General features: G+C 63.4%; 12 protein-coding genes. All 12 read left to right on the top strand.

Going from position 1 to position 13,777, the window contains the following annotated elements; translation table 11 throughout:
• Positions 1–288: 288 nt before the first annotated feature.
• The 12 genes from ACIPW4_RS22545 (at position 289) to nuoM (ending at position 13,772) form a co-directional block, all read left to right on the top strand.
• Entirely contained in the window at positions 289–702 is a 414-nt protein-coding gene (locus ACIPW4_RS22545; RefSeq protein ID WP_011534614.1) for an NADH-quinone oxidoreductase subunit A, read from the top strand.
• Positions 703–712: 10 nt separating this feature from the next.
• Positions 713–1,390, top strand: coding sequence for an NADH-quinone oxidoreductase subunit B family protein (locus tag ACIPW4_RS22540; RefSeq protein WP_029614113.1), 678 nt, complete (start codon positions 713–715; stop codon positions 1,388–1,390).
• Positions 1,391–1,469: 79 nt separating this feature from the next.
• On the top strand, positions 1,470–3,251 hold the full coding sequence (gene nuoC / locus ACIPW4_RS22535; RefSeq protein WP_159411298.1) for an NADH-quinone oxidoreductase subunit C/D: 1,782 nt from the start codon (positions 1,470–1,472) through the stop codon (positions 3,249–3,251).
• Positions 3,252–3,253: 2 nt separating this feature from the next.
• Positions 3,254–3,751 (top strand): NADH-quinone oxidoreductase subunit NuoE, encoded by a 498-nt coding sequence (gene nuoE, locus ACIPW4_RS22530; protein ID WP_400661599.1) that lies wholly within the window; start codon positions 3,254–3,256, stop codon positions 3,749–3,751.
• Complete coding sequence (gene nuoF / locus ACIPW4_RS22525) at positions 3,748–5,112, top strand: NADH-quinone oxidoreductase subunit NuoF (protein WP_400661597.1); 1,365 nt, start codon at positions 3,748–3,750, stop codon at positions 5,110–5,112. Before nuoE ends, nuoF begins: the two co-directional genes overlap by 4 nt.
• Positions 5,113–5,244: 132 nt before the next feature.
• The gene (gene nuoG, locus ACIPW4_RS22520) at positions 5,245–7,959 is read left to right on the top strand and encodes an NADH-quinone oxidoreductase subunit NuoG (protein WP_400661596.1); all 2,715 of its coding nucleotides are present in this window, start codon (positions 5,245–5,247) and stop codon (positions 7,957–7,959) included.
• On the top strand, positions 7,956–8,963 hold the full coding sequence (nuoH, locus tag ACIPW4_RS22515) for an NADH-quinone oxidoreductase subunit NuoH (RefSeq protein WP_400661594.1): 1,008 nt from the start codon (positions 7,956–7,958) through the stop codon (positions 8,961–8,963). The genes nuoG and nuoH overlap by 4 nt, the downstream gene beginning before the upstream one ends.
• An 11-nt stretch (positions 8,964–8,974) precedes the next feature.
• The gene (nuoI, locus tag ACIPW4_RS22510; RefSeq protein ID WP_003251442.1) at positions 8,975–9,523 is read left to right on the top strand and encodes an NADH-quinone oxidoreductase subunit NuoI; all 549 of its coding nucleotides are present in this window, start codon (positions 8,975–8,977) and stop codon (positions 9,521–9,523) included.
• A 10-nt stretch (positions 9,524–9,533) separates the two neighbouring features.
• Entirely contained in the window at positions 9,534–10,034 is a 501-nt protein-coding gene (nuoJ, locus tag ACIPW4_RS22505) for an NADH-quinone oxidoreductase subunit J (protein ID WP_400661592.1), read from the top strand.
• Positions 10,035–10,037: 3 nt separating this feature from the next.
• A complete protein-coding gene (gene nuoK / locus ACIPW4_RS22500; RefSeq protein WP_008096201.1) occupies positions 10,038–10,346 on the top strand; it encodes an NADH-quinone oxidoreductase subunit NuoK in 309 nt (102 codons plus the stop codon).
• Positions 10,343–12,196, top strand: coding sequence for an NADH-quinone oxidoreductase subunit L (gene nuoL, locus ACIPW4_RS22495; protein ID WP_400661590.1), 1,854 nt, complete (start codon positions 10,343–10,345; stop codon positions 12,194–12,196). The genes nuoK and nuoL overlap by 4 nt, the downstream gene beginning before the upstream one ends.
• A 43-nt stretch (positions 12,197–12,239) precedes the next feature.
• Positions 12,240–13,772, top strand: coding sequence for an NADH-quinone oxidoreductase subunit M (gene nuoM, locus ACIPW4_RS22490; RefSeq protein WP_400661589.1), 1,533 nt, complete (start codon positions 12,240–12,242; stop codon positions 13,770–13,772).
• Positions 13,773–13,777 lie beyond the last annotated feature (5 nt).

Below are 13,777 nucleotides of genomic sequence, written 5' to 3'. Positions count from 1 at the left end.
ATATTAATTATCATTACGATAGTTGTAATTCGTTACCAGTCGCAAGAAACATAATTAACAAAACCGCACGCAATCCCCTAATTCCAAGGGTTTCAGCCAGTTAGACGCGGATTTTGTTCTAAATGCTACGAATAAATTTGCAATGGAAATTGTACTTGCGCCGGGTTTACCCATAAAATCAGCGCGATTGATTCAGCTGCGACATTTGGTCACTGCACCTGCGACACCACGTCGCCGCTCTACTTATTTCAGACTGCAGAGCTGGGTCTCTGTATAAGGATTTCTAGCATGTCCGATTCGGCAGGACTCATCGCCCACAACTGGGGCTTTGCCATCTTCCTTCTGGGTGTCGTCGGCCTGTGTGCCTTCATGCTCGGCCTCTCCAGCCTGCTCGGTAGCAAGGCTTGGGGCCGCGCCAAGAACGAACCCTTCGAATCCGGCATGCTGCCCGTCGGCAGCGCCCGCCTGCGCCTGTCCGCCAAATTCTATCTGGTCGCGATGCTGTTCGTGATCTTCGATATCGAAGCCCTCTTCCTGTATGCATGGTCTGTGTCTGTCCGCGAAAGCGGCTGGACCGGATTCGTCGAAGCACTCGTTTTCATAGCAATTCTGTTGGCAGGTCTTGTCTACCTATGGCGCGTCGGAGCTCTTGACTGGGCACCCGAAGGTCGCCGCAAGCGGCAAGCGAAGCTGAAACAATGAGGCTTTGGCAATGCAATACAATCTCACCAGAATCGATCCGGATGCGCCCAACGAGCAATACCCGGTAGGTGATCGGGAAACCGTCACCGACCAACTGCTCGAAGACCAGGTCCACAAGAACATCTACATGGGGAAACTCGAAGATGTGCTGCGTGGCGCGGTCAACTGGGGTCGCAAGAACTCCCTCTGGCCGTACAACTTCGGCCTGTCCTGCTGCTACGTGGAAATGACCACGGCCTTCACGGCACCCCACGACATCGCCCGCTTCGGCGCCGAAGTCATCCGGGCCTCGCCGCGTCAGGCCGACTTCATGGTCATCGCCGGTACCTGCTTCGTCAAGATGGCGCCGATCATCCAGCGCCTGTACGAGCAGATGCTCGAGCCGAAGTGGGTCATCTCCATGGGTTCGTGCGCCAACTCCGGTGGCATGTACGACATCTACTCGGTCGTTCAGGGGGTCGACAAGTTCCTCCCCGTGGACGTCTACGTGCCTGGCTGCCCGCCGCGCCCCGAGGCATTCCTGCAAGGCTTGATGCTGCTGCAGGAGTCGATCGGCCAAGAACGACGCCCGCTTTCCTGGGTGGTTGGTGATCAAGGCATCTACCGTGCCGAGATGCCAGCCCAGAAAGACCTGCGTCGTGAACAGCGCATTGCGGTAACCAACCTGCGCAGCCCCGACGAAGTCTGATCCAGCGACCTGCCGCCCGCTCCCCAAGGAGCCGGCGGCCTGGCTTCATTCTTAACGCTGACCCAAAGCGACCGAGACCATGACAGCGGACAACGCTATTTTCATTCCGCCCTACAAGGCAGACGACCAGGATGTGGTCGTCGAACTGCACAACCGTTTTGGCGCCGACGCATTCGTCGCCCAGGAAACCCGCACCGGCATGCCCGTGCTGTGGGTCAAGCGCGCCCAGCTCAAGGAAGTGCTCAGCTTCCTGCGCGGCGTGGCCAAGCCGTACAGCATGTTGTACGACCTGCACGGCGTCGACGAGCGCCTGCGCACCCAGCGCCGTGGCCTGCCAGCCGCCGACTTCAGTGTGTTCTACCACCTGCTGTCGGTCGAGCGTAACAGCGATGTGATGATCAAGGTGTCGCTCAGCGAAGGCGACCTGAACCTGCCGACCGTGACCGGTATCTGGCCGAACGCCAACTGGTACGAGCGCGAAGTCTGGGACATGTTCGGCATCGACTTTGCCGGCCACCCGCACCTGAGCCGCATCATGATGCCGCCGACCTGGGAAGGTCACCCACTGCGCAAGGACTACCCGGCCCGTGCCACCGAGTTCGACCCCTACAGCCTGACCCTGGCCAAGCAGCAGCTTGAAGAGGAGTCGGCGCGCTTCAACCCGGAAGCCTGGGGCATGAAGCGCCAGGGCGCCAACGAGGACTACATGTTCCTCAACCTCGGCCCGAACCACCCTTCGGCCCACGGTGCCTTCCGTATCGTGTTGCAGCTGGACGGTGAAGAGATCGTCGACTGCGTACCGGACATCGGCTACCACCACCGTGGCGCCGAAAAAATGGCCGAGCGCCAGTCCTGGCACAGTTTCATCCCCTACACCGACCGTATCGACTACCTCGGCGGGGTGATGAACAACCTGCCGTACGTGCTCGCGGTCGAGAAGCTGGCCGGCATCCAGGTGCCGCAGAAGGTCGACGTGATTCGCATCATGCTGGCCGAGTTCTTCCGCATCACCAGCCACCTGCTGTTCCTGGGCACCTACATCCAGGACGTCGGCGCCATGACCCCGGTGTTCTTCACCTTCACCGACCGCCAGCGCGCCTACACCGTGATCGAAGCGATCACCGGTTTCCGCCTGCACCCGGCCTGGTACCGTATCGGTGGCGTCGCCCACGATCTGCCGCGCGGCTGGGACAAGCTGGTCAAGGACTTCGTCGAATGGCTGCCCAAGCGCCTCGACGAGTACACCAAGGCTGCCCTGCAGAACAGCATCCTCAAGGGCCGTACCATTGGCGTTGCCGCGTACAACACCAAGGAAGCGCTGGAATGGGGTACCACCGGTGCCGGCCTGCGTTCCACCGGTTGCGACTTCGACCTGCGTAAAGCGCGCCCATACTCCGGCTACGAGAACTTCGAGTTCGAAGTACCGCTGGCCCACAACGGCGATGCCTATGATCGCTGCATGGTCCGTGTCGAGGAGATGCGCCAGAGTATCCGCATCATCGACCAGTGCCTGCGCAACATGCCGGAAGGCCCGTACAAGGCGGACCACCCGCTGACCACGCCGCCGCCCAAAGAGCGCACCCTGCAGCACATCGAGACCCTGATCACGCACTTCCTGCAAGTCTCGTGGGGCCCGGTCATGCCGGCCAACGAGTCGTTCCAGATGATCGAGGCGACCAAGGGCATCAACAGTTACTACCTGACGAGCGATGGCGGCACCATGAGCTACCGCACTCGGATCCGTACCCCGAGCTACCCGCACCTGCAGCAGATCCCTTCGGTGATCAAAGGCAGCATGGTCGCCGACCTCATTGCGTACCTGGGCAGTATCGACTTCGTTATGGCTGACGTGGACCGCTAAGCATGAACAGCACGCTTATCCAGACAGACCGTTTCGCCCTGAGCGAAACCGAGCGCTCGGCCATCGAGCACGAAATGCACCACTACGAGGACCCGCGCGCGGCGTCCATCGAAGCCCTGAAGATCGTCCAGAAGGAACGTGGCTGGGTGCCGGACGGCGCCATCCATGCGATCGGCGACGTGCTGGGCATCCCGGCCAGCGACGTCGAAGGTGTCGCCACCTTCTACAGCCAGATCTTCCGTCAGCCGGTTGGCCGCCACATCATCCGCGTGTGCGACAGCATGGTCTGCTACATCGGCGGCCACGAGTCCGTGGTCAGCCAGATCCAGACCGAGCTGGGCATTGGCCTGGGCCAGACCACCGCCGACGGGCGCTTCACCCTGCTGCCGGTGTGCTGCCTGGGCAACTGCGACAAGGCCCCGGCGCTGATGATCGACGACGACACCTTCGGTGACGTGCAGCCGGCTGGCGTTTCCAAACTGCTGGAGGGTTACGTATGACCATTACTTCCTTCGGCCCGGCCAACCGCATCGCGCGCTCGGCCGAAACCCACCCGCTGACCTGGCGCCTGCGTGATGACGGCGAGCCGGTCTGGCTGGCCGAGTACGAGTCGAAGAACGGCTATGCCGCCGCGCGCAAGGCGCTGGCCGACATGTCCGCCGACGACATCGTGCAGAGCGTCAAGGATTCCGGCCTCAAGGGCCGTGGTGGCGCAGGTTTCCCCACTGGCGTGAAGTGGGGCCTGATGCCCAAAGACGAATCCATGAACATCCGCTACCTGCTGTGCAACGCGGACGAAATGGAGCCGAACACCTGGAAGGACCGCATGCTGATGGAGCAACAGCCCCATCTGCTGGTCGAGGGCATGCTGATCAGCGCCCGCGCCCTGAAGGCCTACCGTGGTTACATCTTCCTGCGTGGCGAATACACCACTGCAGCGAAGAACCTCAACCGCGCCATCGATGAAGCCAAGGCCGCAGGCCTGCTGGGCAAGAACATCCTGGGCAGCGGTTTCGACTTCGAGCTGTTCGTGCACACCGGTGCCGGGCGCTACATCTGCGGTGAAGAAACCGCGTTGATCAACTCGCTGGAAGGCCGCCGCGCCAACCCGCGCTCCAAGCCGCCCTTCCCTGCCGCCGTTGGCGTGTGGGGCAAGCCGACATGCGTGAACAACGTCGAAACCCTGTGCAACGTCCCGGCCATCGTCGCCAACGGCAACGACTGGTACAAGTCGCTGGCCCGTGAAGGCAGCGAAGACCACGGCACCAAGCTGATGGGCTTCTCCGGCAAGGTGAAGAACCCGGGCCTGTGGGAGCTGCCGTTCGGCGTTACCGCCCGCGAGCTGTTCGAAGACTACGCCGGTGGCATGCGCGACGGCTTCAAGCTCAAGTGCTGGCAGCCAGGCGGCGCCGGTACCGGCTTTTTGCTGCCCGAGCACCTCGACGCGCAGATGTACGCCGGTGGCATCGCCAAGGTCGGCACCCGTATGGGTACGGGCCTTGCCATGGCGGTCGACGACAGCGTCAACATGGTCTCGCTGCTGCGCAACATGGAAGAATTCTTTGCCCGCGAGTCGTGCGGCTGGTGCACCCCATGCCGTGACGGCCTGCCGTGGAGCGTGAAGATGCTGCGCGCGCTGGAGAACGGCCAGGGCCGCGCCGAAGACATCGAGACGCTGCTGGGGCTGGTCAACTTCCTCGGCCCAGGCCGTACCTTCTGTGCTCACGCACCGGGTGCCGTCGAGCCGCTGGGCAGTGCCATCAAATACTTCCGGTCCGAGTTCGAGGCCGGGGTTGCGCCAGCATCCGCTGGTGACGCCCTGCGCCCAAACCTGGCCAAACCGATCGTGGTCGGCGCATAACAAGATGATTAGGCGGGTGGTCCGTGCCACTCGCCAGTTTGCCGGCAGGCCCGAGTGATCGTGGCGTGTCGCAAGCTCACCGATTTCCATTAGCCACGCCCGCTCACGCGGGCCAACGAAGAACTTTGAACAATGGCCACTATCCACGTAGACGGCAAAGCGCTCGAAGTCAACGGTGCAGACAACCTGTTACAGGCGTGTCTGTCGCTCGGCCTCGACATCCCTTATTTCTGCTGGCACCCGGCGCTTGGTAGCGTCGGCGCCTGCCGGCAGTGTGCGGTCAAGCAGTACACCGACGAGAACGACACCCGCGGTCGTATCGTCATGTCCTGCATGACCCCTGCCTCCGACGGCACCTGGATCTCCATCGAGGATGAAGAGTCCAAGGCGTTTCGCGCCAGCGTCGTCGAATGGCTGATGACCAACCACCCGCACGACTGCCCGGTGTGCGAGGAAGGCGGTCACTGCCACCTGCAGGACATGACGGTAATGACCGGCCACAACGAGCGCCGTTACCGTTTCACCAAGCGTACCCACCAGAACCAGGACCTCGGCCCGTTCATCGCCCATGAGATGAACCGCTGCATCGCCTGCTACCGCTGCGTGCGCTACTACAAGGACTACGCCGGTGGTACCGACCTGGGCGTGTATGGCGCCCACGACAACGTGTACTTCGGCCGCGTCGAAGACGGCGTGCTGGAGAGCGAGTTCTCCGGCAACCTGACCGAGGTCTGCCCGACCGGCGTGTTCACCGACAAGACCCACTCCGAGCGCTACAACCGCAAGTGGGACATGCAGTTCGCCCCGAGCATCTGCCACGGCTGCTCCAGCGGCTGCAACATCAGCCCGGGCGAGCGCTACGGCGAACTGCGCCGGGTCGAGAACCGCTTCAACGGCTCGGTAAACCAGTACTTCCTGTGCGACCGCGGCCGCTTCGGCTACGGCTACGTCAACCGCAAGGACCGCCCACGCCAGCCACACCTGGCCGACGGCACCAAGCTGAGCCTGGACGCCGCACTGGACAAGGCCGCCGACCTGCTGCGCGGCCGCACCATCGTCGGCATCGGCTCGCCATGTGCCAGCCTCGAGAGCAACTACGGCCTGCGTGAGCTGGTCGGCGCCGACTACTTCTACTCCGGTATGGAAGCGGGCGAACTGGCCCGCGTGCGCCTGGCCCTCGACGTGCTGAACAACAGCCCGCTGCCGGTGCCGACCCTGCGCGACATCGAAGACCACGACGCCGTGTTCGTGCTCGGTGAAGACCTGACCCAGACCGCAGCCCGCGTTGCCCTGGCCGTGCGCCAGTCCACCAAGGGCAAGGCCGAGGCAATGGCCGAAGCCATGAAGGTTCAACCGTGGCTCGACGCTGCGGTGAAGAACATCGGCCAGCATGCGCTGTACCCGCTGTTCATCGCCTCGCTGGCTGAAACCAAGCTGGACGACGTTGCCGAAGAATGTGTGCACGCCGCCCCCGCTGACCTCGCCCGCATCGGTTTCGCCGTGGCCCACGCCATCGACCCGAGCGCACCGGCAGTCGCCGGCCTGGACGACGAAGCCAAGGCCCTGGCCCAGCGTATCGCCGACGCCCTTGTCGCGGCCAAGCGCCCGCTGGTGGTTGCTGGTACTTCGCTGGCAGACCCGGCACTGATCGAAGCCGCCGCCAACATCGCCAAGGCCCTGAAGCTGCGCGAGAAGAACGGCTCGCTGAGCCTGGTGGTGCCTGAGGCCAACAGCCTCGGCATGGCCATGATGGGTGGCGAATCCGTGGATGCCGCGCTGGACGCGGTCATCAGCGGCAAGGCCGACGCCATCGTCGTGCTGGAAAACGACCTTTACGCCCGTGTATCGGCCGCCAAGGTCGATGCTGCCCTGGCAGCTGCCAAGGTGGTGATCGTCGCCGACCACTCGAAAACCCCGACCGTCGACCGTGCCCACCTGGTGCTGCCGGCAGCCTCGTTCGCCGAAGGTGACGGTACCCTGGTCAGCCAGGAAGGCCGTGCCCAGCGCTTCTTCCAGGTGTTCGACCCGCAGTACCTGGACAGCAGCATCCTGGTTCACGAAGGTTGGCGCTGGATGCACGCCCTGCGTGCCACCCTGCTCAACAAACCGGTCGACTGGACCCAGCTGGACCACGTCACCAGCGCCTGCGCCGAAGCCGCCCCACAACTGGCCGGCATCGTCAACGCTGCGCCAAGCGCCGCGTTCCGCATCAAGGGCATGAAGCTGGCCCGTGAGCCGCTGCGCTACTCCGGCCGTACCGCCATGCGCGCCAACATCAGTGTGCACGAGCCGCGTACCCCGCAGGACAAGGACACCGCGTTCGCCTTCTCCATGGAAGGCTACTCGGGCTCGGCCGAACCGCGCCAGCAAGTGCCGTTCGCCTGGTCGCCGGGCTGGAACTCGCCGCAAGCCTGGAACAAGTTCCAGGACGAGGTCGGTGGCCACCTGCGTGCCGGTGACCCTGGCGTGCGCCTGATCGAATCGCAAGGCGATCGCCTGAACTGGTTCAACGCCATCCCGGGCGCGTTCAACCCGGCCCGTGGCACCTGGACGGCGGTGCCGTTCTTCCACCTGTTCGGCAGCGAAGAAAGCTCCTCGCGCGCCGCCCCGGTGCAGGAGCGCATCCCGGCCGCCTACGTCGGCCTGGCCAAGTCCGAAGCCGACCGCCTGGGTGTCAACGACGGCGCCCTGCTGAGCCTGAACGTGGCCGGTGTGGCCCTGCGCCTGCCGCTGCGCATCAATGAAGAGCTGGGCGCCGGCCTGGTTGCGTTGCCCAAAGGCCTGGCCGGCATCCCGCCTGCCATCTTCGGTGCACCCGTCGAAGGTCTGCAGGAGGCAGCACAATGAGCTGGTTCACCCCCGAAGTGATCGATGTGATCATCCAGGTCGTCAAGGCGATCGTGGTGCTGCTGGCCGTGGTGGTCTGCGGCGCCCTGCTCAGCTTCGTCGAGCGGCGCCTGCTGGGCTGGTGGCAGGACCGTTACGGCCCAAACCGCGTCGGCCCGTTCGGCATGTTCCAGATCGCTGCCGACATGCTGAAGATGTTCTTCAAGGAAGACTGGAACCCGCCCTTCGTCGATCGCATGATCTTCACCCTGGCGCCAGTCGTGGCCATGAGCGCCCTGCTGATCGGCTTCTCGATCATCCCGATCTCACCGGGCTGGGGCGTCGCCGACCTGAACATCGGCCTGCTGTTCTTCTTCGCCATGGCCGGGCTGTCGGTCTACGCGGTGCTGTTCGCCGGCTGGTCGTCGAACAACAAGTACGCCCTGCTGGGCAGCTTGCGTGCCTCGGCACAGACCGTGTCGTACGAGGTGTTCCTGGGCCTGGCGCTGATGGGCGTGGTGGTGCAGGTGGGTTCGTTCAACATGCGTGACATCGTTGAATACCAGGCGCAGAACCTGTGGTTCATCATTCCGCAGTTCTTCGGCTTCTGCACCTTCTTCATCGCTGGCGTCGCCGTGACCCACCGTCACCCGTTCGACCAGCCGGAAGCGGAACAGGAACTGGCCGACGGCTACCACATCGAGTATGCCGGCATGAAATGGGGCATGTTCTTCGTCGGTGAGTACATCGGCATCATCCTCATCTCGGCGCTGCTGGTAACCCTGTTCTTCGGCGGCTGGCACGGCCCGTTCGGCATCCTGCCGCAACTGCCGTTCCTGTGGTTCGCCCTGAAGACCGCGTTCTTCATCATGCTGTTCATCCTGCTGCGCGCCTCGATCCCGCGCCCACGCTATGACCAGGTGATGGACTTCAGCTGGAAGTTCTGCCTGCCGCTGACCCTGATCAATTTGCTGGTGACCGCTGCGATCGTGCTCTACAACACGCCAGCCGTCGCGGCCCAGTGAGGATTTGACCCATGTTCAAGTATATCGGCGACATCGTTAAGGGCACCGGCACCCAGCTGCGCAGCCTGGCAATGGTGTTCTCCCACGGGTTCCGCAAGCGCGACACCCTGCAGTACCCCGAAGAACCCGTGTACCTGCCGCCGCGCTATCGCGGCCGCATCGTCCTCACCCGCGACCCCGATGGCGAGGAGCGCTGCGTAGCGTGCAACCTCTGCGCGGTGGCCTGCCCGGTCGGCTGCATCTCGCTGCAGAAGGCCGAGACCGAGGACGGCCGCTGGTACCCGGAGTTCTTCCGCATCAACTTCTCGCGCTGCATCTTCTGCGGCCTGTGCGAGGAAGCGTGCCCGACCACCGCGATCCAGCTGACTCCGGATTTCGAAATGGCCGAGTTCAAGCGTCAGGACCTGGTGTACGAGAAGGAAGATCTGCTGATCTCCGGCCCCGGCAAGAACCCTGACTACAACTTCTACCGTGTTGCGGGTATGGCGATCGCTGGCAAGCCTAAGGGCTCTGCACAGAACGAAGCCGAGCCGATCAACGTGAAGAGCTTGCTCCCATAAGGACAGAAAGATGGAATTCGCTTTCTACTTCGCATCCGGGATCGCCGTGGTCTCCACCCTTCGGGTGGTGACCGGCACCAACCCCGTGCACGCCTTGCTTTACCTGATCATCTCGCTGATTTCCGTCGCGATGATCTTCTTCGCCCTGGGTGCGCCGTTCGCCGGCGCCCTGGAAGTGATCGCCTACGCCGGCGCCATCATGGTGCTGTTCGTGTTCGTGGTGATGATGCTCAACCTCGGGCCGGCTTCGGTCGCCCAGGAACGAGGCTGGCTCAAGCCCGGCATCTGGGCCGGGCCGGTGATCCTGGCTGCCCTGCTGCTGCTGGAACTGCTGTATGTGCTGTTCGTCGCCCCGAGCGGCGCGGCCATCAGCGGTACCACTGTCAGCGCGAAAGAAGTGGGTATCAGCCTGTTCGGCCCGTACCTGCTGGTGGTCGAACTGGCGTCGATGCTGCTGCTGGCTGCAGCCGTCACCGCCTTCCACCTGGGCCGCAACGAGGCGAAGGAGTAAATCATGGGTGCTATCCCTCTCGAGCACGGTCTGGCAGTCGCCGGCATCCTGTTCTGCTTAGGTCTGGTTGGCCTGATGGTCCGCCGCAACATCCTCTTCGTGCTCATGAGCCTGGAAGTCATGATGAACGCCTCTGCCCTGGCGTTCATCGTCGCCGGTGCCCGTTGGGTCCAGCCCGACGGCCAGGTGATGTTCATTCTGGTGATCAGCCTGGCAGCCGCCGAGGCCAGCATTGGCCTGGCGATCCTGCTGCAGCTGTATCGCCGCTTCCACACTCTCGACATCGATGCTGCCAGTGAGATGCGCGGATGAACCTTATCTTCCTGACTTTCGTCTTCCCCCTCATCGGCTTCCTGCTGCTGTCGTTCTCGCGCGGGCGGTTCTCGGAGAACCTGTCCGCGCTGATCGGCGTCGGTTCGGTCGGCCTTTCGGCCGCCGTGGCCGCCTACGTCATCTGGCAATTCAACGTCGCCCCGCCCGAGGGCGGCGCGTACAGCCAGCTGCTGTGGCAGTGGATGTCGGTGGATGGCTTTGCACCCAACTTCACCCTGTATGTCGACGGCTTGTCCGTCACCATGCTCGGCGTGGTCACCGGTGTCGGCTTCCTGATCCACCTGTTTGCGTCCTGGTACATGCGTGGCGAAGCCGGTTACTCGCGCTTCTTCTCGTACACCAACCTGTTCATCGCCAGCATGCTGTTCCTGATCCTTGGCGATAACCTGCTGTTCATCTACTTCGGCTGGGAAGGCGTGGGCCTGTGCTCGTACCTGCTGATCGGTTTCTACTACAGCAACCGCAACAACGGTAACGCGGCACTCAAGGCATTCATCGTCACCCGCATCGGCGACGTGTTCATGGCCATCGGCCTGTTCATCCTGTTCGCCCAGCTGGGTACCCTGAACGTGCAGGAGCTGCTGGTGCTGGCGCCGCAGAAGTTCCAGGCGGGCGACACCTGGATGGTGCTGGCTACCCTGATGCTGCTGGGCGGTGCTGTCGGTAAATCGGCCCAGCTGCCACTGCAGACCTGGCTGGCCGACGCGATGGCGGGCCCGACCCCGGTTTCGGCACTGATCCACGCCGCAACCATGGTGACCGCGGGCGTGTACCTGATCGCCCGTACCAACGGCCTGTTCCTGCTGGCGCCGGACATCCTGCACCTGGTGGGCGTCGTCGGTGGCGTGACCCTGGTACTGGCCGGCTTCGCCGCGCTGGTGCAGACCGACATCAAGCGTATCCTCGCCTACTCGACCATGAGCCAGATCGGCTACATGTTCTTGGCCCTGGGCGTCGGTGCCTGGGATGCGGCGATCTTCCACCTGATGACCCACGCCTTCTTCAAGGCGCTGCTGTTCCTTGCCTCCGGTGCGGTAATCGTTGCCTGCCACCACGAGCAGAACATCTTCAAGATGGGCGGCCTGTGGAAGAAACTGCCGCTGGCCTACGCCAGCTTCGTGGTCGGTGGTGCTGCCCTGGCGGCCCTGCCGATCGTGACCGTGGGCTTCTACTCCAAGGACGAGATCCTCTGGGAAGCCTTCGCCAGCGGCAACACCGGCCTGCTGTACGCAGGTCTCGTCGGTGCGTTCATGACCTCGCTGTACACCTTCCGTCTGATCTTCATCGCCTTCCACGGCGAAGCCAAGACCGAAGCCCACGCGGGCCACGGCATCAGCCACTGGTTGCCGCTGGGCGTGCTTATCGTGCTGTCGACCTTCGTCGGCGCCTGGATCACCCCGCCACTGGCCGGTGTGCTGCCAGAAAGCGCCGGCCATGCCGGTGGCGAAGCCAAGCACGCGCTGGAGATCACCTCCGGTGCCATCGCCATCGCCGGTATCCTGCTGTCGGCCCTGCTGTTCCTGGGCAAGCGCAGCTTCGTCAGCGCGGTCGCCAACAGCGGTATCGGTCGCGTCCTGTCAGCCTGGTGGTTCGCCGCCTGGGGCTTCGACTGGATCTACGACAAGCTGTTCGTCAAACCTTACCTGCTGATCTGCCACATCCTGCGCAAGGACCCGGTGGACCGCAGCATCGGCCTGATTCCTCGCATGGCTCGCGGCGGCAACGTCGCCATGAGCAAGACCGAGACCGGCCAGCTGCGCTGGTACACCGCCTCGATCGCCGTCGGCGCCGTGCTGGTGCTGGGCGCCGTGGTAGTGGCTGCGGTATGACTATGAAGAACCTTGCGACTTTGCCAAAGGAAACCAACCCGTCATGATTTTGCCTTGGCTGATCCTGATTCCTTTCATCGGCGGCCTTCTGTGCTGGCTGGGTGAGCGCTTCGGCGCGACCCTGCCGCGCTGGATCGCATTGCTGACTATGTCTCTTCTGCTGGGCATCGGCCTGTGGCTGTGGGCCCACGGCGACTACACCCTGGCCCCCGCTCCGGGCGGCGAGCCTGCCTGGGCCCTGGAATACAAAGTCCAGTGGATCCAGCGCTTCGGCATCAGCATCCACCTGGCCCTCGATGGCCTGTCGCTGCTGATGATCCTGCTCACCGGCCTGCTCGGTGTGCTGTCGGTACTGTGCTCCTGGAAAGAGATCCAGCGCCACGTCGGCTTCTTCCACCTCAACCTGATGTGGATCCTTGGCGGCGTGGTCGGTGTGTTCCTGGCCCTGGACCTGTTCCTGTTCTTCTTCTTCTGGGAAATGATGCTGGTGCCGATGTACTTCCTCATCGCGCTCTGGGGTCACAGCTCGGCAGACGGCAAGAAGACCCGGATCTACGCAGCGACCAAGTTCTTCATCTTCACCCAGGCCAGCGGCCTGATCATGCTGGTGGCGATCCTTGGCCTGGTGCTGGTCAATTACACCAATACCGGCGTGATCACCTTCAACTACAGCGACCTGCTCAAGGCCGAACTGCCGGCCGGTACCGAGTACCTGCTGATGCTGGGCTTCTTCATCGCCTTTGCGGTGAAGCTGCCGGTGGTGCCGTTCCACTCCTGGCTGCCTGACGCTCACGCCCAGGCGCCGACCGCAGGTTCCGTGGACCTGGCCGGTATCTTGCTGAAGACCGCTGCCTACGGCCTGCTGCGCTTCGCCCTGCCGCTGTTCCCGAACGCCTCGGCCGAGTTTGCGCCGATCGCCATGACCCTGGGCCTGATCGGTATCTTCTACGGTGCCTTCCTGGCCTTCGCGCAAACCGACATCAAGCGCCTGATCGCCTTCTCCAGCGTGTCGCACATGGGCTTCGTGCTGATCGGTATCTACTCCGGCAGCCAGCAGGCCCTGCAAGGCGCGGTGATCCAGATGCTGGCCCACGGCCTGTCGGCTGCCGCGCTGTTCATCCTGTCCGGCCAGCTGTACGAGCGCCTGCACACCCGTGACATGCGTCAAATGGGTGGCCTGTGGCACCGCATCGCCTACCTGCCAGCCATCAGTCTGTTCTTCGCCGCCGCCTCGCTGGGCCTGCCAGGTACCGGCAACTTCGTCGGCGAGTTCCTGATCCTGATCGGCAGCTTCGTGCATGTACCGTGGATCACCGTGATCGCCACCACCGGCCTGGTGTTCGGTTCGGTGTACTCGCTGATCATGATCCACCGCGCCTACTTCGGCCCGGCCAAGGCCGACACCGTGCTGGCCGGCATGGACGGTCGCGAGCTGATCATGGTCCTCGGCCTTGCCGGGCTGCTGATCCTGCTGGGCGTGTATCCACAGCCGTTCCTCGACACCTCTGCCGCCACCATGAGTGGTGTGCAGCAGTGGCTCGGTTCCGCTTTCACTCAACTCGCTTCGGCCCGGTAAGAGCG

The sequence above is a fragment of the Pseudomonas sp. NPDC089996 genome (assembly GCF_044748405.1).
Lineage (GTDB): Bacteria > Pseudomonadota > Gammaproteobacteria > Pseudomonadales > Pseudomonadaceae > Aquipseudomonas.
This window is presented reverse-complemented; position numbering and strand designations above follow the sequence as displayed.

Coding starts and splice junctions, on each gene's coding strand:
- nuoG (WP_400661596.1), top strand. CDS start 5,245: ATGGCCACTATCCACGTAGACGGCAAAGCGCTCGAAGTCAACGGTGCA.
- nuoJ (WP_400661592.1), top strand. CDS start 9,534: ATGGAATTCGCTTTCTACTTCGCATCCGGGATCGCCGTGGTCTCCACC.
- nuoH (WP_400661594.1), top strand. CDS start 7,956: ATGAGCTGGTTCACCCCCGAAGTGATCGATGTGATCATCCAGGTCGTC.
- nuoE (WP_400661599.1), top strand. CDS start 3,254: ATGAACAGCACGCTTATCCAGACAGACCGTTTCGCCCTGAGCGAAACC.
- nuoM (WP_400661589.1), top strand. CDS start 12,240: ATGATTTTGCCTTGGCTGATCCTGATTCCTTTCATCGGCGGCCTTCTG.
- nuoF (WP_400661597.1), top strand. CDS start 3,748: ATGACCATTACTTCCTTCGGCCCGGCCAACCGCATCGCGCGCTCGGCC.
- nuoI (WP_003251442.1), top strand. CDS start 8,975: ATGTTCAAGTATATCGGCGACATCGTTAAGGGCACCGGCACCCAGCTG.
- ACIPW4_RS22545 (WP_011534614.1), top strand. CDS start 289: ATGTCCGATTCGGCAGGACTCATCGCCCACAACTGGGGCTTTGCCATC.
- ACIPW4_RS22540 (WP_029614113.1), top strand. CDS start 713: ATGCAATACAATCTCACCAGAATCGATCCGGATGCGCCCAACGAGCAA.
- nuoK (WP_008096201.1), top strand. CDS start 10,038: ATGGGTGCTATCCCTCTCGAGCACGGTCTGGCAGTCGCCGGCATCCTG.
- nuoL (WP_400661590.1), top strand. CDS start 10,343: ATGAACCTTATCTTCCTGACTTTCGTCTTCCCCCTCATCGGCTTCCTG.
- nuoC (WP_159411298.1), top strand. CDS start 1,470: ATGACAGCGGACAACGCTATTTTCATTCCGCCCTACAAGGCAGACGAC.